The organism is Streptomyces globisporus C-1027 (assembly GCF_000261345.2).
GTDB lineage: Bacteria > Actinomycetota > Actinomycetes > Streptomycetales > Streptomycetaceae > Streptomyces > Streptomyces pakalii.
This window is the reverse complement of the sequence record NZ_CP013738.1, coordinates 3503095-3528558: the sequence shown is the minus strand read 5'-3', so window position 1 is coordinate 3528558 and position 25464 is coordinate 3503095. Positions and strand designations below refer to the sequence as shown.

24 protein-coding genes and 1 pseudogene are annotated in these 25464 nt (G+C 71.6%); 14 read left to right on the top strand and 11 right to left on the bottom strand.

Annotation, left to right across the window (positions count from 1 at the left end; translation table 11 throughout):
* Positions 1 to 36: 36 nt before the first annotated feature.
* The gene (locus WQO_RS15180) at positions 37 to 531 is read right to left on the bottom strand and encodes an inorganic diphosphatase (protein ID WP_003968257.1); all 495 of its coding nucleotides are present in this window, start codon (positions 529 to 531) and stop codon (positions 37 to 39) included.
* A 113-nt stretch (positions 532 to 644) separates the two neighbouring features.
* Between WQO_RS15180 and dacB the strand changes: the two genes are divergently transcribed.
* From dacB to folE, 6 genes are all read left to right on the top strand, one after another.
* A complete protein-coding gene (dacB, locus tag WQO_RS15175; RefSeq protein WP_032749201.1) occupies positions 645 to 2093 on the top strand; it encodes a D-alanyl-D-alanine carboxypeptidase/D-alanyl-D-alanine endopeptidase in 1449 nt (482 codons plus the stop codon).
* A 70-nt stretch (positions 2094 to 2163) separates the two neighbouring features.
* Positions 2164 to 3297, top strand: coding sequence for a zinc-dependent metalloprotease (locus WQO_RS15170; RefSeq protein ID WP_010063725.1), 1134 nt, complete (start codon positions 2164 to 2166; stop codon positions 3295 to 3297).
* A 197-nt stretch (positions 3298 to 3494) separates the two neighbouring features.
* On the top strand, positions 3495 to 4607 hold the full coding sequence (gene tilS, locus WQO_RS15165) for a tRNA lysidine(34) synthetase TilS (protein WP_010063726.1): 1113 nt from the start codon (positions 3495 to 3497) through the stop codon (positions 4605 to 4607).
* A gap of 108 nt (positions 4608 to 4715) precedes the next feature.
* Positions 4716 to 5255 (top strand): hypoxanthine phosphoribosyltransferase, encoded by a 540-nt coding sequence (hpt, locus tag WQO_RS15160; protein ID WP_003968263.1) that lies wholly within the window; start codon positions 4716 to 4718, stop codon positions 5253 to 5255.
* Between the two features lie 184 nt (positions 5256 to 5439).
* Positions 5440 to 7497, top strand: a complete 2058-nt coding sequence (gene ftsH / locus WQO_RS15155) for an ATP-dependent zinc metalloprotease FtsH (RefSeq protein ID WP_029182641.1) — start codon at positions 5440 to 5442, stop codon at positions 7495 to 7497.
* 165 nt (positions 7498 to 7662) lie between these two features.
* Positions 7663 to 8268 carry a GTP cyclohydrolase I FolE gene (folE, locus tag WQO_RS15150; RefSeq protein WP_006125533.1) on the top strand — a complete coding sequence of 202 codons (606 nt, stop codon included), beginning with the start codon at positions 7663 to 7665 and terminating at the stop codon, positions 8266 to 8268.
* 73 nt (positions 8269 to 8341) lie between these two features.
* Here folE and WQO_RS15145 read toward each other — a convergent pair whose 3' ends face one another.
* From WQO_RS15145 to WQO_RS15120, 6 genes are all read right to left on the bottom strand, one after another.
* Positions 8342 to 8830, bottom strand: coding sequence for a DUF3180 domain-containing protein (locus tag WQO_RS15145; protein WP_010063728.1), 489 nt, complete (start codon positions 8828 to 8830; stop codon positions 8342 to 8344).
* Positions 8831 to 8904: 74 nt separating this feature from the next.
* Positions 8905 to 9516: a 2-amino-4-hydroxy-6-hydroxymethyldihydropteridine diphosphokinase gene (folK, locus tag WQO_RS15140; RefSeq protein ID WP_010063730.1), complete on the bottom strand. Its 612-nt coding sequence runs from the start codon at positions 9514 to 9516 to the stop codon at positions 8905 to 8907.
* A complete protein-coding gene (folB, locus tag WQO_RS15135) occupies positions 9513 to 9872 on the bottom strand; it encodes a dihydroneopterin aldolase (RefSeq protein ID WP_010063731.1) in 360 nt (119 codons plus the stop codon). Before folB ends, folK begins: the two co-directional genes overlap by 4 nt.
* A 241-nt stretch (positions 9873 to 10113) precedes the next feature.
* A complete protein-coding gene (locus WQO_RS15130; protein ID WP_010063732.1) occupies positions 10114 to 10587 on the bottom strand; it encodes a nuclear transport factor 2 family protein in 474 nt (157 codons plus the stop codon).
* Positions 10584 to 11444: a dihydropteroate synthase gene (gene folP, locus WQO_RS15125; protein ID WP_167552037.1), complete on the bottom strand. Its 861-nt coding sequence runs from the start codon at positions 11442 to 11444 to the stop codon at positions 10584 to 10586. Before folP ends, WQO_RS15130 begins: the two co-directional genes overlap by 4 nt.
* Before the next feature lie 40 nt (positions 11445 to 11484).
* Complete coding sequence (locus WQO_RS15120; protein WP_193407195.1) at positions 11485 to 13341, bottom strand: phosphatidylglycerol lysyltransferase domain-containing protein; 1857 nt, start codon at positions 13339 to 13341, stop codon at positions 11485 to 11487.
* Positions 13342 to 13518: 177 nt separating this feature from the next.
* Here WQO_RS15120 and WQO_RS15115 point away from each other — a divergent pair.
* Positions 13519 to 14588: pseudogene (locus WQO_RS15115) on the top strand (alpha/beta hydrolase).
* 101 nt (positions 14589 to 14689) lie between these two features.
* On the opposite strand, the gene WQO_RS15110 reads toward WQO_RS15115, so the two are convergent.
* Positions 14690 to 15862: an ABC transporter ATP-binding protein gene (locus WQO_RS15110; RefSeq protein ID WP_010063735.1), complete on the bottom strand. Its 1173-nt coding sequence runs from the start codon at positions 15860 to 15862 to the stop codon at positions 14690 to 14692.
* Positions 15863 to 16013: 151 nt separating this feature from the next.
* Here WQO_RS15110 and WQO_RS15105 point away from each other — a divergent pair, with 151 nt between their 5' ends.
* The 4 genes from WQO_RS15105 to WQO_RS15090 all read left to right on the top strand — a co-directional run bounded on the left by WQO_RS15105 (position 16014) and on the right by WQO_RS15090 (position 19713).
* Positions 16014 to 16751, top strand: a complete 738-nt coding sequence (locus WQO_RS15105; RefSeq protein ID WP_010063736.1) for an ABC transporter permease — start codon at positions 16014 to 16016, stop codon at positions 16749 to 16751.
* Between the two features lie 3 nt (positions 16752 to 16754).
* Entirely contained in the window at positions 16755 to 17429 is a 675-nt protein-coding gene (locus WQO_RS15100; protein WP_010063738.1) for an ABC transporter permease, read from the top strand.
* 88 nt (positions 17430 to 17517) lie between these two features.
* Entirely contained in the window at positions 17518 to 18492 is a 975-nt protein-coding gene (locus WQO_RS15095; RefSeq protein ID WP_010063740.1) for an ABC transporter substrate-binding protein, read from the top strand.
* 138 nt (positions 18493 to 18630) lie between these two features.
* Positions 18631 to 19713, top strand: a complete 1083-nt coding sequence (locus WQO_RS15090) for a hypothetical protein (protein WP_107115821.1) — start codon at positions 18631 to 18633, stop codon at positions 19711 to 19713.
* A 35-nt stretch (positions 19714 to 19748) separates the two neighbouring features.
* Here WQO_RS15090 and WQO_RS15085 read toward each other — a convergent pair whose 3' ends face one another.
* Both WQO_RS15085 and WQO_RS15080 read right to left on the bottom strand, forming a co-directional pair.
* Entirely contained in the window at positions 19749 to 20891 is a 1143-nt protein-coding gene (locus tag WQO_RS15085; protein ID WP_010063743.1) for an NADH-quinone oxidoreductase subunit D, read from the bottom strand.
* Between the two features lie 38 nt (positions 20892 to 20929).
* Positions 20930 to 21931, bottom strand: a complete 1002-nt coding sequence (locus WQO_RS15080) for an SAM-dependent methyltransferase (RefSeq protein ID WP_010063744.1) — start codon at positions 21929 to 21931, stop codon at positions 20930 to 20932.
* A gap of 96 nt (positions 21932 to 22027) precedes the next feature.
* Here WQO_RS15080 and WQO_RS15075 point away from each other — a divergent pair, with 96 nt between their 5' ends.
* Together WQO_RS15075 and WQO_RS15070 are read left to right on the top strand one after the other, a co-directional pair.
* On the top strand, positions 22028 to 23230 hold the full coding sequence (locus WQO_RS15075) for a sensor histidine kinase (RefSeq protein WP_010063745.1): 1203 nt from the start codon (positions 22028 to 22030) through the stop codon (positions 23228 to 23230).
* A gap of 97 nt (positions 23231 to 23327) precedes the next feature.
* Complete coding sequence (locus WQO_RS15070; protein ID WP_010063746.1) at positions 23328 to 24002, top strand: response regulator transcription factor; 675 nt, start codon at positions 23328 to 23330, stop codon at positions 24000 to 24002.
* Between the two features lie 27 nt (positions 24003 to 24029).
* Here WQO_RS15070 and WQO_RS15065 read toward each other — a convergent pair whose 3' ends face one another.
* Positions 24030 to 25142 carry a DUF5937 family protein gene (locus WQO_RS15065; RefSeq protein ID WP_010063747.1) on the bottom strand — a complete coding sequence of 371 codons (1113 nt, stop codon included), beginning with the start codon at positions 25140 to 25142 and terminating at the stop codon, positions 24030 to 24032.
* A 103-nt stretch (positions 25143 to 25245) separates the two neighbouring features.
* Between WQO_RS15065 and WQO_RS15060 the strand changes: the two genes are divergently transcribed.
* Complete coding sequence (locus tag WQO_RS15060; RefSeq protein WP_010063748.1) at positions 25246 to 25443, top strand: hypothetical protein; 198 nt, start codon at positions 25246 to 25248, stop codon at positions 25441 to 25443.
* Positions 25444 to 25464 lie beyond the last annotated feature (21 nt).

The following is a 25464-nucleotide window of genomic DNA, read 5'->3' as shown; positions in this document are numbered from 1 at the left end:
GCCGTCCGGCTCACAAACGGAACCGGAAGAGGGACGTCAGTGCGCGCCGCCCTGCGCCTCAAGACGCTTGTAGGAGGCCTCGATCTCGGCCTCCGCCTCGGCGCGGCCGACCCAGTCGGCGCCCTCGACGGACTTGCCCGGCTCCAGGTCCTTGTAGACCTCGAAGAAGTGCTGGATCTCCAGGCGGTCGAACTCCGACACGTGGTGGATGTCGCGCAGGTGCTCCACGCGCGGGTCGGACGCCGGGACGCAGAGCAGCTTGTCGTCGCCGCCCGCCTCGTCGGTCATCCGGAACATGCCGATGGCACGGCACTTGATGAGGCAACCCGGGAAGGTCGGCTCGTCCAGGATGACCAGCGCGTCCAGCGGGTCGCCGTCCTCGCCGAGGGTGTTCTCGACGAAGCCGTAGTCGGCCGGGTAGCTGGTCGAGGTGAAGAGTCGACGGTCCAGGCGGATCCGACCGGTCTCGTGGTCCACCTCGTACTTGTTCCGCGAACCCTTCGGGATCTCGATGGTGACGTCGAACTCCACGGGTGGCTCCTCCATGATCAACACATACGACTGGTGATTAAGTGTCCCCCACGCAGAAGTGTGCTCGCGAAAGGGGCTGGTCAGCGGTGGCCGAGCAGGTGGAAGAACCGTCGATGCGCCCCTCGGACCCGTGGGGCGGGCCGAAGATCCTGACGAAGAAGCGCAACGGGGCGTACACCTGGCAGGTGATCGCAGGCTCCGCAACGCTCGGCCTGGTCGTCGCAACCGGCGCCGTCCTCGCCGCCGGCCCCTGGGACAACGGTCAGCGTAAGGCCGAGCGGGCACTGGCAGCCGCCGGTGACCGCACAGGTGGCGCACATCACGGACGCCCGACGCCCGAGGGCCCCCGCCCGGCCCCCAGCGCCCCGGCCGTCCTGCCCGCCCTCGGCACCACCACCCACGACGCCCCCCAGGACCCCGCCGCCCTCCGCGACACCCTCGCCCCGCTCATCGGCGATCCCGGCCTCGGGGACAAGGTCGCCGCGTCCGTCATCGACACCGCCACCGGCGAGCAGCTGTACGGGCGGGGCGCCACCACCCCGATGACCCCGGCCTCCACCATCAAGATCGCCACCGCCACCGCGGCCCTCTCGGTCCTCGGCCCCGACCACCGCATCGCGACCACCGCCGCGCTGTCCCCCGACTCCCGCACCGTCACGCTCGTCGGCGGCGGCGACCCCACGCTCAGCAAGGCGGCCCTGCGCGAGATGGCCGCCGACACCGCCGACGCCCTGAGCGAGGACGACCGGGACTCCGTACGGCTCACGTACGACATCTCCCGCTACACCGGCCCCGTGCTCCACCCGATCAGCCCCAACGACAACATCGCGCCCGTCACCGCCCTCATGGTCAACGAGGGCCGCGTCAACGACACGGACCGCGGCCCCGCCAAGCGCACCGAGGACCCCGCGGGCGACGCCGCCCGCACCTTCGCCGCCGCCCTGAAGAAGGCGGGCGTCAAGGTCACCGGCGCCCCTCGCGAGGCCCGCGCCGCCGACGAGGCCCGCACCGTCGCCACCCACCGCTCCGCCCCGCTCGACGCCCTCGTCGAGCGCACCCTCACCAACAGCGACAACGACATCGCCGAGGCGCTCGCCCGGCAGACCGCCATCGCCAAGGGCGAGAGCGCCTCGTTCGCCGGGGCCCGCCGCGCCGTCACCAACGAGCTGAAGAAGATCGAGGTGCCGGTGGGCGGCGCCCACTTCGCCGACGGCAGCGGCCTGGACCGCAAGGACCGGGTCACCCCCGCCCTCCTCACCGCGCTCCTCGCCCGTGCCGCCGACCCCGACCGCCCCGGCCTCCGCCCGGTCCTCACCGGCCTCCCGGTCGCCGGCTTCAGCGGCACCCTCGGCGGCCGGTACGCGCCCGATGCCGAAGGCACCGGCCTGATCCGCGCCAAGACCGGAACCCTCTTCGGCGTCAACTCCCTCGCCGGCACCGTCGTCGACCGCCAGGGCCGCCTGCTCGCCTTCGCCTTCCTCGCCTCCGGCAGCATCGACGCGGGCCAGGCGGAACCCGCCCTCGACGCCCTGGCCACCGCACTCGCCGGAACAGGCGGCTGAGCACGGGGCCGTACCCGAAGAGCGGTGCAAGACCCCACCACCGGGGGACAGGCTCACGTACGGTTGACGCATGACGAGCATCGGTGGTGCCCAGATGGTCGACTGGAATCTCGCGGTGGCGACCGCGACCCGACTCGTGCGGCCCGGACCCGACATCAGCCGCGAGGAGGCCCGCGCCGTCGTCGCGGAGCTCCGGCGGCACGCCAAGGCGTCCGAGGAGCACGTCCGGCTCTTCACCCGGATGATCCCCGAAGGCACCGAACCCGAGGACACCCCCGTCCTCGTCGTCGACCGCCCCGGCTGGATCAAGGCCAACGTCGCGGGCTTCCGCGAACTCCTCCAGCCCCTGCTCGCCAAGATGGAGAGCCGCCGCTCCGGCGGACCCGGCGGTGCCGTCCTCGGCGCGGTCGGCGGCAAGGTCACCGGCGTCGAGCTGGGCATGCTGCTCTCGTTCCTCGCCTCGCGGGTGCTCGGCCAGTACGAGACGTTCGCCCCCGCCACCCGAGAGCTGCCCGCCTCCGCGAACGGCGGCGGCCGGCTCCTCCTTGTCGCCCCCAACATCGTCCACGTCGAACGCGAGCTGGACGTCGACCCGCACGACTTCCGGCTCTGGGTCGCCCTCCACGAGGAGACCCACCGCACCCAGTTCACCGGCGTGCCCTGGCTCCGCGACCACCTCCGGGGCGAGATCCAGACGTTCCTCGACGAGACCGACGTCGACCCGACGACCTTCCTCGAACGGCTCCGCGAGGCCGCCCAGTCCCTGTCCGGCGGCCGCCCCGAGGGCGAACAGGGCGAGAGCGACACCCGCAGCCTCGTCGACATCGTCCAGACCCCCGCCCAGCGCGAGGTCCTCGGCCGCCTCACCGCCGTCATGTCCCTCCTCGAAGGACACGCGGACTACGTCATGGACGGCGTCGGCCCCGACGTCGTCGGCTCCGTCTCCGAGATCCGCGAGAAGTTCCAGCAGCGCCGCGCCCAGGGCGCCGGCCGCCTCGACCAGGCCCTGCGCAAGCTCCTCGGTCTCGACGCCAAGCTCCGCCAGTACAAGGACGGCGAGAAGTTCGTCCGGTCGGTCGTCGACGAGGTCGGCATGGACGGCTTCAACCGCGTCTGGACCTCGCCCAACACCCTCCCGACCAAGGCCGAGATCGCCAAGCCCGCCGACTGGGTCGCGCGCGTGCACCGTAAGGCCGAATCCTGACCATCGGGCCGTCCGGATACACGCGAGGGACCGATATTCGCCCCCCAATCACCCATCCGAGGGACCATGGAGGCCCGGGAAGGCGTGCAATGCTCGATGAACAGCTTGCCTCTGTCACCATCGACGCACTCTGAGTGACGGGACTCACGCGTTCCGGCGCTCGACGCACTTCCCGAACTCCACGAAGGGCACCGGACATGGGTCCCCATCCTGCGGTCGCGGCGATACGCCTGGCGGTCCGCCGCGTACTCCACGACGTCATCACCGAATTCCAGCGGAACGCCGGCCACGACCGGCCCGCCGAAGCGGCCAGGCGCCCCGCGCACGCCGCTGGCTCCCCCTACGCCGAGGCCGGCACCTCGGGCGGCTCCCTGACCGCCCTCCCCGAACGGCCCGACACCCCGCTCGTCCTCGTCGCCTGCTCCGGCGGCGCCGACTCCATGGCGCTCGCCTCCGCGCTCGCCTTCGAGGCCCGCAAGCTCGACGTCCGGGCCGGCGGCATCACCGTCGACCACAACCTCCAGCCGGGCTCCGGCCTCCGCGCCGCCGAGGTCGTCACCCGGCTCACCGCCATGGACCTCGACCCCGTCGAGGCCGTCGCCGTGCACGTCGGACGCGAGGGCGGCCCCGAGGCCGCCGCCCGCGACGCCCGCTACGCCGCGCTGGACGCCGCCGCCGAACGCCACGGCGCCGCCGCCGTCCTCCTCGGCCACACCCGCGACGACCAGGCCGAGACCGTCCTCCTCGGCCTCGCCCGCGGCTCCGGCATCCGCTCGCTCTCCGGCATGGCCGCCGCCTCCGGACCGGCCGGCCGCTACCGCCGCCCCTTCCTCCAGCTCGACCGGCAGACCGCCCGCAAGGCCTGCCTGGTCCAGTCGATCCCCGTCTGGGACGACCCGCACAACATCGACCCCGCCTACACCCGCTCCCGGCTCCGCCACGAAGGGCTGCCCGCCCTGGAGAAGGCGCTCGGCAAAGGCGTCGTCGAAGCCCTCGCCCGCACCGCCCAGCTCTCCCGCGATGACGCCGACGCCCTGGACACCTGGGCCGCCGAGGCCGAGCTGTCCGTGCGCGACGAGACCGGCCGCCTGGAGTGCGCGGGGCTCTACGCCCTGCCCCCCGCGGTACGCCGCCGGGTGCTGCGCCGCGCCCTCATCGAGGCCGGTGCGCCCGCCGGCTCCCTCTTCGCCCGGCACCTCGAAGAAGTCGACCGCCTGATCACCGGCTGGCGCGGCCAGCGGGCCATCAACCTGCCCGGCCGCGTCGAGGCGCTGCGGCAGGGTGGCAGACTGGTCATTCGGCAGAGCTGACGCGCGAGCGGCTGAAGTGCAGACGAACCGCCGCCGGCCCGGGCACACCCGGACCGGCGGGCCGGGCCGTCGGCAGCACAGAAAGAGACGTGGGTGAACGAGAAGGACATGGGTACCGACCTTCAGTCGGTGCTCCTCACCAAGGAAGAGATCGACGCGAAGCTCGTCGAGCTGGCCGCGAAGATCGACGCGGAGTACGCGGGCAAGGACCTGCTGATCGTCGGCGTCCTCAAGGGCGCGGTGATGGTCATGGCGGACCTGGCGCGCGCGCTGTCCACCCCCGTCACGATGGACTGGATGGCCGTCTCCTCGTACGGGGCGGGCACCCAGTCCTCCGGCGTCGTGCGGATCCTCAAGGACCTCGACACCGACATCAAGGGCAAGCACGTCCTGATCGTCGAGGACATCATCGACTCCGGACTGACGCTGTCCTGGCTTCTGTCCAACCTGGGCTCGCGGGAGCCGGCCTCGCTGGAGGTCTGCACCCTGCTGCGCAAGCCGGATGCCGCAAAGGTCGCGATCGATGTGAAGTGGATCGGTTTCGACATCCCCAACGAGTTCGTCGTCGGCTACGGGCTGGACTACGCGGAGAAGTACCGCAACCTGCCCTTCGTCGGCACGCTGGCCCCGCACGTCTACGGCGGCTGACCCCCGGGCCGACCGCCGGGGAACCCTCACCGCCTCCGGGCCGTTGGAGCTTCGAAAGCAGGTTTCTCCGCCGCACCCAGCGGTCGCCGGTGCCCATGCTGAGGTACCGTCCGAAGAACACTCTTTTAAAACAGCAGCATTTCACTACTGGGCAGGAGGGACGGGGCGACTTCGCTCCGTGTGGATGGACGTGAAGCGATACTTCCGTGGGCCGGTCATGTGGATCGTGCTGGCCGTCCTCGCCGTGGTCGTGTTGATGCAGGTCGTCGGCTCGTCGGGCGGCTACAAGACGGTGGACACCGGCAAGGTGATCCAGGCGATCAGCAAGGACCAGGTGGAGCAGGCCAAGCTGACCACCGGTGACGAACAAATCCTCAAGATCGAACTGAAGGACGGCCAGAAGCTCGAAGGCGAGTCCGGCAGCAAGTTCCAGGCGAGCTACATCGGCAACCAGGGCGTCGAGCTCGCCGACACGCTGCAGACGAAGTTCGAGGCGGGTGACATCGAGAAGGGTTACACCGTCTCGCCGTCGAAGCAGTCCCCGTTCGTCTCGATCCTCCTCTCGCTGCTGCCCTTCGTCCTCATCGTGGTCGTCTTCCTGTTTCTGATGAACCAGATGCAGGGCGGCGGTTCCAAGGTCATGCAGTTCGGCAAGTCCAAGGCCAAGCTGATCACCAAGGACACCCCCAAGACGACCTTCGCCGACGTGGCGGGGTCCGACGAGGCCGTCGAGGAGCTCCACGAGATCAAGGAGTTCCTCCAGGAGCCGGCGAAGTTCCAGGCCGTCGGCGCCAAGATCCCCAAGGGCGTCCTGCTCTACGGCCCGCCCGGTACGGGCAAGACGCTGCTCGCCCGAGCCGTCGCCGGCGAGGCGGGCGTCCCGTTCTACTCGATCTCCGGTTCCGACTTCGTCGAGATGTTCGTCGGTGTCGGTGCCTCCCGCGTGCGTGACCTCTTCGAGCAGGCCAAGGCGAACGCCCCGGCGATCGTCTTCGTCGACGAGATCGACGCCGTCGGCCGCCACCGCGGCGCCGGCATGGGCGGCGGTCACGACGAGCGCGAGCAGACGCTCAACCAGCTGCTCGTCGAGATGGACGGGTTCGACGTGAAGGGCGGCGTCATCCTGATCGCCGCCACGAACCGCCCGGACATCCTCGACCCGGCGCTCCTGCGCCCGGGCCGCTTCGACCGGCAGATCGCGGTCGACCGCCCCGACATGCAGGGCCGCCTGGAGATCCTCAAGGTGCACCAGAAGGGCAAGCCCGTCGCGGAGGGCGTCGACCTCGGCGCCGTCGCCCGGCGCACGCCCGGCTTCACCGGTGCCGACCTGTCGAACGTGCTCAACGAAGCGGCGCTCCTGACGGCGCGCAGCGACAAGAAGCTCATCGACAACGAGAGCCTCGACGAGGCGATCGACCGTGTCGTGGCGGGCCCGCAGAAGCGGACCCGGATCATGTCCGAGAAGGAGAAGAAGATCACCGCGTACCACGAGGGCGGACACGCCCTGGTCGCGGCGGCTTCGCCCCAGTCGGACCCGGTCCACAAGATCACGATCCTCTCCCGCGGCCGCGCCCTCGGTTACACGATGGTGCTCCCGGAGGAGGACAAGTACTCCACGACCCGCAACGAGATGCTCGACCAGCTGGCGTACATGCTGGGCGGGCGCGCGGCCGAGGAGCTGGTCTTCCACGACCCGACGACCGGTGCGGCGAACGACATCGAGAAGGCCACGGCGACGGCCCGCGCGATGGTCACGCAGTACGGCATGACGGAGCGCCTCGGCGCGATCAAGTTCGGCGGCGACAACTCGGAGCCCTTCCTGGGCCGCGAGATGGGCCACCAGCGCGACTACTCGGAAGAGGTCGCGGCCCTGGTCGACGAGGAGGTCAAGAAGCTCATCGAGACCGCCCACAACGACGCGTGGGAGATCCTCGTCGAGAACCGCGACATCCTCGACGCCCTGGTGCTCGAACTGCTGGAGAAGGAGACGCTCGGCAAGGACGAGATCGCCGAGATCTTCGCCCCCATCGTCAAGCGCCCCGCCCGCCCGGCCTGGACCGGATCCGCCCGACGCACCCCGTCGACGCGGCCCCCGGTCCTCTCGCCCAAGGAGCTGGCCCTCACCAACGGCAGCGCCAACGGCTCGGCCACCCCGCCGGAGATCGCCCCGGCGGACCTGACCAAGGACATCACCCCGTCCACCGAGACGATCCCCGAGGACCGTCCGGACAACAACAGCTAGTCCGCGCTCCACGCCAGGTGAGACGCCCGTCACGGGCCACCGCACCGGCTCCGGAATGCACGCCGCGCCCCCCAGGTTCTAGCCTGTGGGGGCGCGGCTTTTCCGTATGCCTGCGAGGTCCGAGCGCAATCCGCGCATCGGACAGCACAGAGGAACGAGGCACAGATGACCGACCCGGTGACGCTGGACGGCCAGGGTTCGATCGGCGAATTCGACGAGAAGCGGGCCGAGGCGGCCGTACGCGAACTGCTGCTCGCCGTCGGGGAGGACCCGGACCGGGAGGGCCTGCGGGAGACGCCGGGGCGGGTGGCGCGGGCGTACAAGGAGATATTCGCGGGCCTCTACCAGCAGCCCGAGGACGTCCTGACGACCACGTTCGACCTGGGTCACGACGAGATGGTGCTGGTCAAGGACATCGAGGTGTTCTCGACCTGTGAACATCACCTGGTGCCGTTCAGGGGCGTTGCCCACGTCGGGTACATCCCCGCCTCCACCGGCAAGATCACCGGACTGTCCAAGCTGGCCCGGCTGGTCGACGTCTACGCCCGCCGTCCGCAGGTCCAGGAGCGGCTGACGACCCAGATCGCCGAATCCCTGATGTCGATCCTGGAGCCGCGCGGCGTCATCGTAGTCGTCGAGTGCGAGCACATGTGCATGTCGATGCGCGGGATCCGCAAGCCGGGTGCGAAGACCCTGACCTCCGCGGTACGCGGCCAGCTCCGCGACCCCGCGACCCGCGCCGAGGCGATGAGCCTCATCATGGCGAACTGACGCCCCGGGGGCCGGGGGCCGCGTAAGGGCCCGGCTGCCGTGGAAGCGCGGCAGCCGGGGCCCCCGTCGTGCGTTACGCCGCAGCCGTGCCCGTGCCGTCTTGGTCGTTGCCGTCCTCCGGGAGGCGGCAGACGCGTTCCAGGAAGAGGGCGGCCGCGATGACGCCGATGGCGGCGATCACCGCCGCGCCCGCGTAGATCGCCTGGTCGCGGCGGGGCGGGATGTCGAGGTAGCTCAGGAGGAAGACGCCGGTGCCGCCGTACATGCCGGCGACCAGGGCGGCGACCAGGGCGCTCGCCTGGCCGAAGACGACCGCGCGGGCCGCGAACAGGGGCTCGACGCCCTTGGCGCCGGGGCGGCGTTCGCGCTGGGCGCGGAGGCGGGTGCGGGTGGAGAGGGCGGTCGCGAGGAGGATCACCGCGATCACGGCGAGCACGATCGACGCGGCGAGCGGGACGCTCGGCAGGGTGCCGAAGGAGTCCCAGAGGCGGGCCCCGCCCCAGGAGAGGACACCGGCGGCGGCGAAGAGGCCCGCCAGTACCCCGAGCCGTAGTTGCTTCACCGAGTGAGCCGCCCTTCGCGCCGCCTGTGCCCGGTCCGGCCGTGCGCCGGACCACCGTCCGTCGAGCCTAACGATTACTCCGGCAGGCGCAGTTCCAGGTCGGCGCGGGGCAGCACGCTGTCGCGGCCGACCTGCGCGAGGAGCTGGGCCACCGGGCCGGCGCCGGGCAGCTGGGCCTCGGGGTCCACGTCGTGCCAGGGGGCGAGGACGAAGGCCCGCTCGTGGGCGCGCGGGTGGGGGAGCGTGAGCACCGGGTCGCCGGAGACGACGTCGGCGTACGACACGATGTCGACGTCGATGGTGCGCGGGCCCCAGCGCTCCTCGCGGACCCGGTCGAAGGCCTCCTCGACGGCCTGGCCGCGCTCCAGCAGGGAGGCGGGGGGCAGCGTCGTCTTCACGAGGATGACCGCGTTGAAGTACGACGGCTGGGTGTCCGCCTCGACGCCCCAGGGCTCCGTTTCGTACACCGGGGAGACGGCCTTGACCCGCAGGCCCGGGGTGTCCTCCAGGGCGTCGACGGCCCCCTGGAGGGTCTCCAGGCGGTTGCCCAGGTTGGAGCCGAGGGAGATCACGGCCATCTTCGGGTTGGAGAGGGTGATGTCGGCGGCGTCCACCTGCTTGACGACGGCGGTGGGCACCGGCTGTACGGTCGGGTCGCTCTGCCCCTCGGTGGAAAACGCGGTCATGCTCGGCTCCGGGTGATGGTGATGGTCACGTCGTCGAAGGGGACGGTGATCGGCGCGTCCGGCTTGTGCACCACGACCTCGACCTCCTGGACGCCTTCGTGCTTCAGGCACTGCTGGGCGATGCGCTCGGCGAGCGTCTCGATCAGATCGACCGGTTCGCCCGTCACCACGTCGACGACTTCTTCGGCCACCACGCCGTAGTGCACGGTGCGGGCCAGGTCGTCGGCGGCTGCCGCGGGGCGGGTGTCGAGGCCGAGCACCAGGTCGACGATGAAGGTCTGGCCCTCTTCCCGCTCCCGGGGGAAGACGCCGTGGTGCCCACGGGCCTTGAGGCCGCGCAGCGCGACACGATCCACGCGAATCACTCCTGCTGTCGTTGGTCGAGAGGCACCCGGCCGCGTGCGGGCGGCGAGGTGCCTTCTTTCGAATCTACCTGCGAGCACCGACAGTGCTCGCCCGTGGGTGCCATGGACTGCGCCTCACCGGTCTGGAAGCCGCCCCTACCCCTGGGTGATCGGTTCGAATCCCTATCGGTCCCGTACCCACTCGGGAGGGTGTTTCCTCCTCAGGGACGGGTTTCCTCAGGGAGGGGTTTCGTCAGGAGCGGGTTTCCTCGTCGTCGTCCTCGTCGGACTCGGTGAGGACGGGCGACCCGTGGTGGGACCAGAGCTTCCAGCCGTCGGGGGTGCGCCGGAACACGTTCGTCGCGACGACCAGCTGGCCCACCAGCGGGCCCAGCGCGTCGCCCTCCTCGGCCGGGCCGCCGCTGAGGATGTTCTCGGTGCAGGTGACCAGCGCGGTGTCACCGGTCATCGCGATGTTGACGTCGGTCAGGAAGAACTGGATGTACTCGGTGTTCGCCATGATCAGGGCGTAGCTGCGCAGCACCTCGCCCCGGCCCGTGAGCACCGGCCAGCCGGGGTGGACGCAGGAGACGGTGAGGTCCTCGCCGGGCAGCCAGCTGCCGGAGAGCGCTTCGTGGTCGCCGCGTTCCATCGCCTCGTAGAAGGCGGTGTTCGCCGCCTCGACCTCCGCGATGTCGGCGGCGGCCTGTGCGTGCTCCTCGTTCACGCGGCTCCCTCGACCGCGCGGGCGACGCGGACCGCGTCGGCGGTGGCCCGTACCTCGTGGACCCGGACCGCCCAGGCGCCGGCCTGCGCGGAGAGCGCGGACACGGCGGCGGTGGCCGCGTCGCGTTCGCGGGCGGGCGGCGGGGAGCTGCCCGGACCGGCCAGGACGTGGCCGAGGAAACGTTTGCGGGAGGCGGCCACCAGCAGCGGGCGGCCCAGGGCGTGCAGCTCGGCCAGGTGCGCGACGAGCGTCAGGTCGTGGGCGGCGTCCTTCGCGAAGCCGAGGCCGGGGTCGATCACGACGCGTTCCGGGGCGACCCCGCCCGCGATCACCGCGTCCATCCGCTTCCGCAGCTCGTCGAGGACCTCGGCGACGACGTCCCCGTACACCGCGCGGCTGTTCATCGACTCGCTGAAGCCGCGCCAGTGCATCACGACGAACGGGACCTCGGCGGCGGCGACGGCCGGGATCATGTCCGGGTCGGCGAGGCCGCCGCTGACGTCGTTGACCAGGACGGCCCCGGCGGCGACGGCCTGCTCGGCGACACGGGCGCGCATGGTGTCCACGGAGACGGTGACGCCCTCGGAGGCCAGGCCCCGCACGACCGGGATGACCCGGCGCAGCTCCTCGGCCTCGTCCACCCGGCTGGCGCCGGGGCGGGTCGACTCGCCGCCCACGTCGACCAGGTCCGCGCCCTCGGACACCAGGTGCAGGCCGTGCTTGACTGCGGCCGTCGTGTCGAACCAGCGGCCGCCGTCGGAGAAGGAGTCGGGCGTCACGTTGACGACCCCCATGACCGCGCAGCGGTCCCACTCCGGCAGCCCTCGGACCGTGCCCCGCGTGCGTGACGTACTCATACGACCAGACTAGGACGTGCCGTGGCCGTCGTACGACGTCTCACGCCGCGCTCACCTCGTGCTCCGGGCGCGTACGCGCGGTGTGACCGCAGGGGCGGGGCGTGCGGGAACGGAAGGGGCGGGGCGGCGAGAAGTTCACGAAGCCCTCCGCCCGCATCGCCGCGATTCCGATGCGGGGCAGGTCCCGGCTGGTGCGGAAGACCACGAAGCGGGGCTCCCAGCGGGGCTTGAACTTGGCGTTGAACTTGTACAGCGACTCGATCTGGAACCAGCGCGAGAGGAAGATCAGCAGCCCGCGCCAGCAGCGCAGCACCGGCCCCGCGCCGAGCCGCTCGCCGCGGGCCAGCGCCGAGCGGAACATCGCGAAGTTCAACGAGACCTGTTCGACGCCGAGCTTCCCGGCGGCCTGGAGGGAGGCGACGATCAGGAGCTCGTTCATGCCGGGGTCGGCCGAGCGGTCGCGGCGCATCAGCTCCAGGGACATCCCGTCGCGCCCCCACGGTACGAAGTGGAGGACGGCCTTCAGGTCGCCGTGCGGGGAGTCCTCCGTGCCGGAGCCGGGCAGGTGGGCGGTGGCGATCACGCAGTCGCCGTCGGCCGGGTCGCCGATCCGGCCCAGCGCCATGGAGAAGCCGCGTTCGGTGTCGGTGCCGCGCCAGTCGGCGGCGGCGCGGCGGATCCGGTCCAGTTCGGCGTCGCCGATGTCACGGGCCCGCCGGACCCGGGTCTCGTAACCGCCCCGCTCGATGCGCTTGACCATCTGCCGCACGTTCCGCATGGCCCGTCCGGCGAGGGAGAAATCCGCCACGTCCACCACCGCCTCGTCGCCCAGCTCCAGGGCGGTGAGCCCGGTCTCGCGGGTCCAGACCTGGCCGCCGGTCTCGCTGCAGCCCATCACGGCGGGGGTCCAGGAGTGCGCCCGCGCCTCGTCCATGAAGCGTTCGATGGCGCCCGGCCAGGCCTCCACGTCGCCGATGGGGTCGCCGCCGGCCAGCATCACCCCGGAGACGACCCGGTAGCAGACGGCCGCCTTGCCGCTGGGGGAGAAGACGACGCCCTTGTCGCGGCGGAGCGCGAAGTGGCCGAGCGAGTCCCGGCCGCCGTGCCGCTCCAGCAGTTCCCGCAGCCGGCTCTCGTCGTCCTCGGTGAGGCGGGCGGCCGGGTGTTCGGGGCGGAAGGCGAGGTAGATGGTGGTGACGGCGGTCAGCAGGCCGAGCGCGCCCAGCGAGTAGGCCACGGTCCAGTCCGTGCGCCCGGCGTAGTCGACGGGGCCCTCGACGCCGAACAGGCCGTACAGCACGTGCTGGAGGCGGTCGGCGATGGACGGGTCGCCGACGACCCGGCCGGGGTGGACGCTGACGATGACCAGCCCGAGCCCGAGCGAACCGGCCCCGAGCAGGACGAAGTTGGCGAGCGCGCGCCAGCGGCTGCGCGGGTCGGGCAGCGCCCGGAACTGGTCGCGGTGACGCACCAGCAGCCAGCAGAGCGTCAGCGAGACGAGCACCCCGACGATCGAGTGGCGGTACGCGAACTGGGCCACGGCCCCCACGGGGAGCAGGATGACCGCCGCGCGCCAGGCCCTCCGCTTGTGCCGCTTCAGCCCGTGGGCGAGCAGGAGGAGCAGCATGCCCGCGCTGAGCGAGAGCGCGGCGGCGAACGGGCCGAGCGCCCCGGGGAGCACTTCGGCGAGGGTGTGCATCCGGCTGTGCCGGAAGCGGGGGAAGACCCCGGCGGCGACGTCGATCAGCCCGACGACGGTGCAGGCGGTACCGACGAGGGCCGGTACGGATTCCGGGCGCGGCCCGCGCAGCAGCCGGCGTACGCCGCGCAGCGCGTGCGTCCGGCGCGTCCCGTCCGGAACCAATACTGACTTATCCCCATCTAGCGTGACAGACATCCATCGTTTCCCGTGGCTCGCGAGAGGTTCTCTTGGGTCCGTCCGCGGGCCGGGGCCTGCGGACGATGGGCGCCCTCTAGGACGTGGGCCGGGGAGCGCGGGTTCACCCACATTCCGGAAATTTCCCGCATCCCGCCGCCCGGCCCCCCGTCAAGGAATCACGGAGAAAGCACGCTCATGGGTCTCACCAGCACCGCAGTTCTGGCGGTCGTGGCCGCGCTGGCCGTCGCGCTGTTCGCCGCCACGGTCCGGCTCTGGCCGCGGCTGGCCCGGCCCGGCGCGGCCGCGGTGTCGGGCCGGATCGGGCTGCTGCTGGCGACCCAGCTGACGCTGTTCGCCGCGGTGGGTCTGGCGGCCAACAACGCCTTTCTCTTCTACGGTTCCTGGGCCGACCTCTTCGGGCGGAAGCAGGAGCTGGGTGTCGTCACCGACCACGCCGACGGGGAGGCGGGCGGGTGCCCTCCGTCGGCGGGCGGATCGACAAGGTGGTGATCTCGGGCCGTACGTCGGGCATCGAGTCCCCGGCGTACGTCTATCTGCCGCCGGAGTACTTCCAAACTGCGTACGCCGGGCGGACGTTCCCGGCGGCCGTGGTTCTCACCGGCTACCCGGGCACGGCGGAGAACCTGCTGAAGGGGCTGCGTTACCCGCAGACCGCGCATGAGCTGGTGAAGGCGGGGAAGGCCCGGCCGATGGTCCTGGTGATGCTGCGGCCGACGGTCGCCCCGCCCCGGGACACCGAGTGCGTGGACATCCCCGGGGGCCCGCAGACCGAGACGTTCTTCGCGAAGGACCTCCCGGAGGCGGTCACGGGGTCCTACCGGGTCGGGAAGGAGGCCCGTGACTGGGGCGCCATCGGCAACTCCACCGGCGGCTACTGCGCGTTGAAGATCGGGCTGCACCACCCGGACCGGTACGCGGCGAGCGCCGGGCTCTCCGCGTACTACAAGGCCGCCGAGGACCCGACGACGGGCGACCTGTTCCACGGGAAGCAGGGGCTGCGCGACCGCGCCGACCTGCTCTGGACCCTGGAGAACCGGCCGCCGTCCGGCGGTGCGTTCCTGGTGACGACGTCCCGGCAGGGCGAGGACAACCTCGGGAGCACGATGAGGTTCATCGGGAAGGTGAAGGCGCCTGCGAAGGTGTCCTCCATCGTGCTCGACAGCGGCGGGCACAACTTCACGACCTGGCGGCGGGAGATCCCGCCGGCCCTTCAGTGGCTGAGCGCCCGGCTCGGCGAGAACTGAGCCGGGCGGGACCCCGCGAGCCGGAGCCCGCGAGCCGGCCCGGGCAGGCAGGTCCGGGCCGGTCGGTCCCGGCAGGTCCGGACCGGTCCGTCCCGGCGGTCCTACGCGGTCGCCACCGTCTCCACCGCGACCTCCGCGCGCGGTACGTCCTGGGCGTCGGCGTCGATCGAGCGGCGCAGGGCCTCGTGCAGCCGGGCGGGCGTCAGCACCCCGAGGAAGCGGCCCTCGCTCTCCTTGTCGATGACCGCGATCCAGCCCGCGTCGTGCTGGAGCATGGTGGCGAACGCCTGCTTGAGGGGCGCGCCGAGCGGCAGCCAGGCCTCCATCCGGCGGGCGTGCTCGCGGACGGTGCCCTTCGCGGTCGCGGTGGTGGTCACGTCGGCGGGGATCCAGCCGTGGAGGTTGTCCCGGCCGTCCAGGACGACCGCCCAGCGCGCGCCCTCGGACCTGAGCCGTTCGGTGGCCGTGGCCAGCGGGTCGTCGAGGTGGACGACCGGCGGCTGGTCGAGGTCGCTCTCCTCGATGGGCGTCACCGAGAGCCGCTTGAGCCCGCGGTCCGCGCCGACGAAGTCGGCCACGTACGGGGTCGCGGGGGCGCCGAGCACGGTGGCCGGGGAGTCGAACTGCTCGATGCGGCCCTGCCCGTAGACGGCGATGCGGTCGCCGAGGCGGACGGCCTCCTCGATGTCGTGCGTGACGAACAGCACGGTCTTACGGACCTGGGCCTGGAGTTTCAGGAATTCGTTCTGGAGGCGTTCGCGGACGACCGGGTCGACCGCCCCGAAAGGCTCGTCCATCAGGAGAACGGGCGGATCGGCGGCCAATGCGCGGGCCACACCGACGCGTTGGCGCTGTCCGCCGGAAAGCTGTTCCGGATAGCGGTCACCGTAAACGGACGGATCGAGTCCGACGAGGTCGAGGAGTTCGGCGGCGCGTTCGCGTCCCTTTCCGCGCTTCCACCCCAGCAGATGCGGAACGGTCGCGGTGTTCTCCAGCACCGTCTTGTGCGGGAAGAGGCCCACCTGCTGGATCACATAGCCGATGCGGCGGCGCAGCTCGACGGGGTCGATGGTGGATATGTCGTCCCCGTCCAGGAATATCACGCCCTCGGTCGGTTCGATCAGCCGGTTCACCATCTTCATCGTGGTCGTCTTGCCGCATCCGGAAGGTCCGACGAGTGTGACCAGTTCACCCTCGGCGACCTCGAAGGAAAGGTCGTCGACGGCGGTGGTGCCATCGGCGTACCGCTTGGTGACGTGCTCGAAACGGATCATGGTTCCCCATTGTGGAGGGCGAATCGTGAAGGCCATGTTGCCGGAATGCGACAGCCCTCCGCGATTGTCAGTGGTCGAGGATAGGCTCGCCAGTCATCAGTTCGATCCCGGGTGATCCGGGCAGACGAGGGAAAGCAGGAGGTGGGGGCGGATGGCCGAGCAGAGCTGCCTGGTGACGAACGACTGGATCTGCGGGGAGTATCTGCGCTCCCGCAGCCAGGAGCTGGCCGACGCGACCGTGCAGCACATCGGGATCACGGTGGTCTCGGTGCTGATCGGGCTCGCGGTGGCCTTTCCGCTGGCGTTGCTCGCCCGCCGGGGGCCGCGCTTCGCCGCACCGGTGCTCGGGCTGACGACCGTGCTCTACACCGTGCCCTCGCTGGCGATGTTCTCGCTGCTGCTGCCCCTGTTCGGGCTGTCGGCCGCGCTGGTGGTGACGGGGCTCGTGCTCTATTCGCTGACCATCCTCGTGCGCAACATCCTGGCCGGGCTCGACGCGGTCCCGCAGGAGGCCAAGGAGGCGGCCCGCGGCATGGGGTACGGGCCGGGGCGGCTGCTGTGGGAGGTGGAGCTCCCGCTGGCGCTGCCCGCGGTGATGGCGGGGCTGCGGATAGCCACCGTGTCGACGGTCGCGCTGACCACGGTCGGCTCGCTCGTCGGCAAGGGGGGCCTCGGCAATCTCATCGAGGACGCGCTGCCCAGCTTCTTCAAGGCCCAGGTGCTCACCGCCGCGGTCCTGTGCGTGGTGCTCGCCGTGGTGGCGGACCTGCTGCTGCTCGGCCTCCAGCGGCTGCTGACGCCCTGGACCCGGATATCCGGGACGGTCGAGGCCGCCCCGGCGAAGACGGACGCGGGACCGCCCGCCCCGGCGACAGTGAAGGCGGGCTGACCCGTGGGAGTCATCGGCGACGCCTGGACCTGGCTCACCACCGGGGCCAACTGGTCGGGCGACGGCGGGGCCGCGCACCGGCTCGGCGAGCATCTGTACGTGAGCGGGGTCTCCCTCGCCGTGGCCTGCGCGATAGCCCTGCCGATCGCCCTCTACCTGGGGCACAAGGGCAAGGGCGGCGCGCTCGCGGTGAACCTCTCCAACGTGGGGCGGGCCGTCCCGGTCTTCGCGGTGCTGGCCCTCTTCATGGTCACGTCCCTGCGCAACTCGGGGTACTGGCCCACGATCATCGCGCTGGTCCTGTTCGCGGTGCCGCCGCTGCTGACCAACGCCTACGTCGGCATGCGGGAGGTGGACCGGGCCGTGGTGGAGGCCGCGCGTGGCATGGGGATGTCGGGCGGGCAGCTCTTCGTCCGGGTCGAGCTTCCGCTCGCCTACCCCATGATCATGACCGGGCTGCGGTCCGCCGCCGTCCAGGTCGTGGCCACCGCGTCGATCGCCGCGATGGTCGGCCTCGGCGGTCTCGGCCGGATCATCACCGCCGGGTTCAACACCTACGACACCGCCCAGGTCTTCGCGGGCGCGGTCCTGGTCGCCGGTCTCGCCCTGGTGGTGGAGGGCGTTCTGGTGGGCCTCGACCGGCTGCTGTCCCCGCTGCGCCGCCGCAGGCCCGCGTGAGCGTCCCGCAGCACCTCGTTCCTGATCACCTCGTTTCTGATCACCTTTCTTCTGGTCACTTTTCTTCTGTTCGGACGGAGAACAACACATGAGCAGGACCTCGCGGATAGCCGGAGCGGTCATCGGCATGGTGGCGCTGGCCGGGTCGCTCGCGGCCTGCGGTGGCGACAGCCTGGAGCAGGAGAAGGGCGACTCCGGCTCCTCGGCCGGCGGTGACGGCAAGAAGGGGACCCTGGTCGTCGGGTCGGCCTCCTTCACCGAGTCCAAGGTGCTAGCCGAGCTGTACGCACAGATCCTCGGCGACGCCGGATACAGCACCTCGGTCACCACGGTGAAGAACCGTGAGCTGTACGAGCCCTCGGTGGAGAAGGGCGAGATCGACGTCATACCGGAGTACGCCGCCACGATCGCCGAGTTCCTCAACGCCAAGGTCAACGGGGCCGACCAGGCCCAGGAGAAGCCGGTGGCCTCCGGGGACGTGGACGCCACGGTCGCCGCGCTGAAGAAGCTCGCCACCCCGCTGGGTCTCACGGTCCTCCCGCCCGGAAAGGCCGTGGACCAGAACGCCTTCGCGGTTTCGGAGGAATTCGCCGAGAAGAACAGCCTCAAGACCCTCTCCGATCTCGGGAAGTCGAAGCTGAAGGTGAAGATCGCGGCGGGCGACGAGTGCGAGGTGCGGCCGTTCTGCGCACCCGGTCTGAAGAAGACGTACGGCATCGACGTCACCGGGATCGACCCCAAGGGCGTCGGCACCCCGCAGTCCAAGCAGGCCGTCCGGGACGGCAAGGTCCAGCTGGTCCTGACGACCACCACGGACGCGGTGCTGGACGGGCTGGTGTTCCTGGAGGACGACAAGAAGCTCCAGAACGCGGACAACGTGCTGCCCGTTCTGAATACCAAGGACGCGGGAGACCCTGAGATCGCCGAAGCCCTCGGCAAGCTCACCGACACCCTCACCACGGAAGAGCTCGCCGAGCTGAACCGCAAGGTCGACGCCGAGCGCGCCAAGCCGGCCGATGTCGCCAAGGAGTACCTGGAGTCGAAGAATCTGATCAAGAAGTAGCGCTCGATCCCGGAGATCCGGGAGATCCCGGAGAAAGGGTTCGGGCGGAGGGCCTTTGGGGGGCCGCGAGGTAACTGGCGGGGAACAGATTCCCGGGCGGCTCCCCAAGTGGCCCGCACACACGGTAAATTTCAGGCCATGCCACGTGGACGCCACCGCCATTCGCCGCCTCTCCACAGAATCCTGCCTCCCTCCGTGGTGGCGGGCGTGTCGGTCGTCGGCGCCGCGGGCGCCTGGCTGCTGGCCGAACCCCTGGTCCTGCGCGGCCTGGTGGCCGCCGTGGCGGCCACCGCCGTCACCGGTGCGTATCTGATGCGCAGCTGGGACCGGGCCGCCGGACTGCGGGTCGCCGAGCTGACCCGGGCCCGCGCCAGTGACGAATGGCGGGCCGAGGAGCGGATAGCCGAGCTGGAGCAGGATCTGGAGGAGTCGCGCGAGCTGCGCACCCGTCTGGAGACCAAGCTCCGGCGCAAGCGTGTGGAGCTCGCGGGGCTGCGCGGGGAGCACGCCGGACTGCTCCGCCGTTACGCCAACGCCGAGACCGAGCGGGCCAGCGCGCTGGAGGGCCGCAGGCAGCTCGCCATCGAGGCCGCGGCCCCCAAGGAGCTGCTGCCCGCGCGGTCCACGCCGACCCCCGAGTCGTACCGGCGCGCGGACGAGGCCCTGATGAACCTCACGCGGAACGCGGCGCTCCAGGAGACCCGCCGCACGGTGGAGGCGGTCCGGCAGCGCCAGCTCGCCGTCACCGAGCGGCACCGGGATGCGGAGGCGGAGAGCCCGGAGGGGAAGCACGCGGCGGCCACCGGGGCGGGCGAGCACCGGGACCACCAGGACGGCCGCCCCTCGACCACCCCGCCCGCCCCGGCCACGGACACGCAGAACACCGCGAGCACACAGAACACCGGCCCGGCCTCCATGGAGCCGGTGCGGGCGGCGCGCGCGATCGCGGCCGCCTCGGCCGTCGTCCCGTACGCGGCCCGCCGCCAGCTGGCCCCCCAGGGGAACTTCGACTTCTTCGGCACCCAGAACGCCCGGAAGGCGAACGCCGCGATCGAGTCCGTGCAGAACGAGGACCTCGCGGACGTCGTCGGCGAGGAGGCGCTCGCCGCCCACCGCACCGGGGCCGTGGACAACCGGGCCGTCGGCAAGGTCATCGACCTCACCGCGCACGACGAGACCGAGCAGATCGACGTGGCGCAACTGCGCGGCGCGGTCTCCTGAAGCAGGGCTGAGACAGGCCCGCCCGGCCCCGCCCGCTACTTGTCGATGTCGCCGACGACGAAGAACAGCGAGCCCAGGATCGCCACCATGTCGGCGACCAGGGTGCCCGGCAGCAGCTCGGTCAGCGCCTGGATGTTGTTGAACGAGGCGGAGCGCAGCTTCAGCCGGTAGGGCGTCTTCTCGCCCTTGGACACCAGGTAGTAGCCGTTGACGCCGAGCGGGTTCTCCGTCCAGGCGTAGGTGTGGCCCTCGGGCGCCTTGAGCACCTTGGGCAGCCGCTGGTTGATCGGCCCCGGCTCCAGGTGGGCCATCCGGTCCAGGCAGGCGTCCGCCAGGTCCAGGGAGTTGAGGGTCTGCTCCAGCAGGCACTCGAAGCGGGCCAGACAGTCGGCCTCGGTCCGGGTGACCACCTTCAGGGTGTCCTGGAGCTCCCCGTACGCGAGATACGGCTCGTCGCGCCGCAGGTCGAAGTCGACGCCCGAGGCGCGGGCGATCGGCCCGGACACCCCGTACGCGTGCACCGCCTCGGCGGACAGCACACCCACGTCGCGCGTACGGCCCCGGAAGATCTCATTGCCGAGGACGAGGTTCTCGTACACGTCCATGCGGGAACGGACGGAGGCGACGGCGTCCCGGACCCGGCCGGTCCAGCCCGCCGGGATGTCCTCCTTGAGGCCCCCGACCCGGTTGAACATGTAGTGCATCCGCCCGCCGGAGACCTCCTCCATCACCGCCTGGAGCTCCTCGCGCTCCCGGAAGGCGTGGAAGACCGGGGTGATGCCGCCGAGTTCGAGGGGGTAGGAGCCGAGGAACATCAGGTGGTTGAGGACCCGGTTCAGCTCGGCGAGGAGTGTCCGCGTCCACACCGCGCGCTCGGGGACCTCCATGCCGAGCATCCGCTCGACGGCCATCACGACGCCCAGCTCGTTCGAGAAGGCGGACAGCCAGTCGTGACGGTTGGCCAGCATGACGATCTGCCGGTAGTCGCGGGCCTCGAAGAGCTTCTCCGCGCCCCGGTGCATATAGCCGATGACCGGCTCCGCGTGCTGGACGCGCTCGCCGTCCAGCACGATCCGCAGCCGGAGGACCCCGTGCGTCGAGGGGTGCTGGGGACCGATGTTGAGCACCATGTCGGTGCTCTCCGCCGCTCCGCCGATGCCGATCGTCGTCTCCGTCATGCGGGACAGTATTCCCTGCGGCCGCCGTACGAGGGCGGTCACCCGGGTTCCGGCAGCCCCACCCGGTGCAGCAGCCAGCCGAAGTCGCCGAGGCCGCCGCGCGCGGTCAGCTCCGCCGCCTCGCCCGCCGCCGCCAGCGCCCGCACGTATCCCGCCGGATCGGTGGTCGCCAGGCTCAGCGGCGGCCGGTCGCCGCCGACACCGAGGCGGCGCAGCGCCGCCCGCTGGTCGGTCAGCTCGGTGCTCGCGCCGATCCCCGCCTCCGTGACCGCCGCCGCACAGGCGTCCAGCGCCACATGCGCGGTCAGATCGCAGGAGCCGTCCGGCACCGGGCGGACCTCGCGCCCGCCCCGGAAGCCGGTCAGCGTCCCGAAGGGCGGGCGGGCGCCCCGTACATGCGGGTAGTCCACCGCCACCGCGAGACCGGCCGTCAGGGAGCCCACAGCCCGGGCCCAGGCCGTGTCCCGGGGGCGGCCGATCTCCGCCCGCTCGCCCGGCGCGGACAGCGGCCACCAGCGCTCCAGCCACGCGGCGTCCGCCCCGGTCACCGCGGAGCCGAGCCGCTCCGCACCGTCCGAGGCGCGCACCCGTACGTACCGGGGGACTCCCTCCGCGTCCGCCTCCGCCACCTCCACCGGAACGTTGTCCAGCCACTCGTTGGCGAACAGCAGCCCGGCGACCCCGGCGGGCGGTTCGGCGCACCACTCGATCCGGGGATCCAGGCCCGGCGGCCGGGCGGCGACCTCGACGGCGTACGGGACCACCTCCAGTCCCTCCGGCAGTGCGGCCAGCACTCCGGTCAACAGCTCACCGCGCCCCGCCCCCACGTCGACCAGGGCGACCGTGCCGGTGTCCAGCTCCCACGCGATTCCGGTCAACAGACGGGCCACCGCCGTCGCGAAGAGGGGGGAGGCGTGCACCGAGGTACGGAAGTGGCCCGCGGGCCCCTCCGGGCTCCGCACCGGGCTGCGGTAAAAGCCCTCATCCCCGTACAGAGCGGCCTGAGCCGCCTCCCGCCAACCGCGCCACTCGTCCGTCACGTAGGCAAGTCTCCACCTTGGGGAGTACGGTCCCAGGACCCGGATCGACCCTCCGGTTGACCCGGGCACCTATCGCCTGTCCCTACGCTTAGTCACGTGCAGCGCCTCTACGACTTCATCCGCAGACACCCGACGGGCGTCGACGTCTTCTGGGCCGTCTTCCTCCTCGGGCTCTCCGGCATGTCGATGGTCTCGGGCATGTACGACGCCGGGCGCGAGGAGATCGTCGCGGTCCCGGTCGCGCTGGGGTTCTCCACCGTCGTGGCGCTGCGCCGCAGGGCCCCCGAGAAGATGCTGCTGCTCGCCATCCTGGTGGGCGTCGTCCAGCTGGTGTTCAACGTCCGGCCGGGCGTCGGGAACTTCGCGATGCTGGTGATCACCTACACGGTGGCCACGGTCGGGGAGCGCTGGGCGTCCCGGCTCGCCCTGATCGGCAGTCTGAGTGCGGCGGCCCTGTCCCAGCTGCGGTGGGAGGCCGAGCCCGGCGGCTCCTGGGCCCAGGTGATCTTCGTGACGGTCATCATGACCGTGCCGTTCGTGCTGGCCTGGGTGCTCGGGGACTCGCTGCGGACCCGGCGCGCCTATTTCGACCAGCTGGAGGAGCGTGCCGCCCGCCTGGAGCGGGAACGCGAGGCGCAGTCCAAGGTCGCGGTCGCCGCCGAGCGGGCCCGGATCGCCCGGGAGCTGCACGACGTCGTCGCGCACAACGTGTCCGTGATGGTCGTCCAGGCCGACGGTGCCGCCTATGTCATGGACGCGGCCCCCGACCAGGCCAAGCAGGCCCTGGAGACCATCTCCGGCACCGGCCGGCAGGCGCTCGCGGAGATGCGGCGGCTGCTCGGGGTGCTGCGGACCGGTGACGCCCCGGAGAGCGGGGAGTACGTCCCCCAGCCCGACGTCGAACAGATCGAGGACCTGGTCGCGCAGGTGCGGCAGACCGGCCTGGAGGTCGACTTCAAGGTCGAGGGCACCCCGCGCCCGCTGCCCAGCGGCGTGGAGCTGACCGCGTACCGGGTGGTGCAGGAAGCCCTGACGAACACCCGCAAGCACGGCGGGCCCGACGCCGGGGCCAGCGTCCGGCTGGTCTACTTCGACGACGGCCTCGGGCTGCTGATCGAGGACGACGGCCGGGGCGCGGCGCACGAGCTGTACGAGGACGGCGGCGCGGACGGCGCCGGGCACGGGATGATCGGGATGCGGGAGCGGGTCGGCATGGTCGGCGGGACCCTGGACGCGGGGCCCCGGCCCGGCGGCGGATTCCGGATCAGCGCCCTGCTGCCGCTGAAACCCCCGGACTGACCGGGCCACGCCCTCCTCGGCCACTCCGACCACGACCGTTCCCCAGGAACCGACCCCCGGGAACCGACCCCCAGGACAGGACGCGATCCTCATGACCATGGCCATCCGCGTGATGCTCGTCGACGACCAGGTGCTGCTGCGGACCGGTTTCCGGATGGTGCTCGCCGCCCAGCCCGACATGGAGGTCGTCGCCGAGGCCGGGGACGGGGCGGAGGCGATCGAGATGCTGCGGTCCACCGCCGTCGACGTGGTCCTGATGGACGTCCGCATGCCCCGGCTGGACGGCGTCGAGGCGACCCGCCGGATCTGCGCGCAGCAGGACCCGCCGAAGGTGCTCATCCTGACCACCTTCGACCTCGACGAGTACGCCTTCTCCGGGCTGAAGGCGGGGGCCAGCGGCTTCATGCTCAAGGACGTGCCGCCCGCCGAGCTGCTCGCCGCGATCCGTTCGGTGCACAGCGGCGACGCGGTCGTCGCCCCGTCCACCACCCGCCGGCTGCTCGACCGCTTCTCGCCGATGCTGCCCAGCGGTGAGAAGGAGCCGAAGAACAAGCACGTCGGCAAGCTCACGGAACGCGAACGGGAAGTCATGCTCCTGGTCGCCCAGGGCCTCTCCAACGGGGAGATCGCGGCCCGGCTGGTGCTCTCCGAGGCGACGGTCAAGACGCACGTCGGGCGCATCCTCACCAAGCTGAACCTCCGCGACCGGGTCCAGGTCGTCGTCCTCGCCTACGAGACCGGCCTGGTCCGGGCCGGCGGCGGCGCGGGCTGAGGAACCGGCGGCGGCGCGGGCCGAGGCTCAGCGCAGGACGCCCTCCAGGAAGTCGCTGCCGAGCCGGGCGACGACCGTCAGGTCCAGCTGGTGCAGGACATAGCGGCCCCGGCGGCGCGTGGTGACCAGGCCCGCCTTCTTGAGCACGGAGAGGTGGCGGGAGACCTCGGGCGCGGTGATGCTGTGCGATTCGGCCAGTTCGCCGGTGGTGTACGGGGAGCGGGCGAGGTTGCGGCACAGCCGCATCCGCATCGGGTGGGCCAGGGCCTCCATCCGGCGCTGAAGCTGCTCCACGGAGGCGGGCGTCGGCAGGTCGGGCAGCCGGACCGGGTAGTGGATCACCGGGCGCCAGTGGTGGGCGTGCAGCACGGTCAGATGCGGCCAGCCGAAGCTGGTGGGGACGAGGGTGATCCCGAGGCCGACCTCCGGGGCGACGGCGGTGGTCCGGCCCTCGGTCAGCTTGTCGACGCTGATCCGCTCCCTCTCCTCGTCCAGGGTCACGGCCGAGGAGACCGCCCCGACCGCTTCGGCCAGCCCCTTGCGGCGCAGCAGCTCCGTCTTGTGCCGGGCGTCGGCGACCAGCTGGACGGAGACCCGCCGCCAGGTGTCGGCGAAGAACGCCTGGTCGCAGTCCTCCAGGAGCCGCCTGATCCATCCGCGTACGGAGACGGGGTCGGCCAGCAGCCGCTTGGTGAACTCCACCTGGCGCGGGCCGCGTGCCGTCGCCATGTCCAGGGCCCGGGCCCGCATGACCGGGTCCGTCAGCGGGGACGGGGCGTCGCTTCCGTACAGGCTGGAGCAGGTGAACTCCGTGGCCGCGGCGACGAACCGCTCGTCGTCGAGCCGGTCCAGGATGTCCAGGTCCTCCGCGAGCGTCGCCCCGGTCCTGCCGTCGCCGCCGCGGATGCCGGAGAACGGCAGGAAGATGTCGGCGAAGGTGTTGCGCCAGAGGAACTCCGCCTCCAGCAGCCGGTCCGCGAGGTCGGGCTCCAGGGCCGCCGCGGTCGCGGTGGTCCAGCCGTGCAGCCCCGGGTGGTGCCCGGGCTCGGAGAGAGCGTGCAGGGCGAGACCCAGCTCGGCCAGGGGGGAAGTCGCGAATACGACGCGGTCGGCGGGCAGTCCCGCGATGTCTATGTGCACGCTCACCCCTCCATAGTGGGGGTACGCGAGACGGCCGACGTTTCGATTGACAGGGCCCGTCAATCAACGCGCGGGTCTGCCGGGAGCTGCGCAGGCTGAAGGCATGGACGCCATCCAGCAGCACATGCTCGACACCTACCGGGCGGCCCAGCTCTCGGAGCCGGCCCCGCCGCCCCCGGGCCGCCACGACCGCGCGGTCCTGCGCGACCTGTACAGACACTGGCTGAGGCACCCGCCTACTCGCGGCCCGCGTGACCACTCCAGCCCGTCGTCCGCCCCACCCGGCCCGTCCGGCGCTTGAGGACGCATTGCCGAGCCCCAC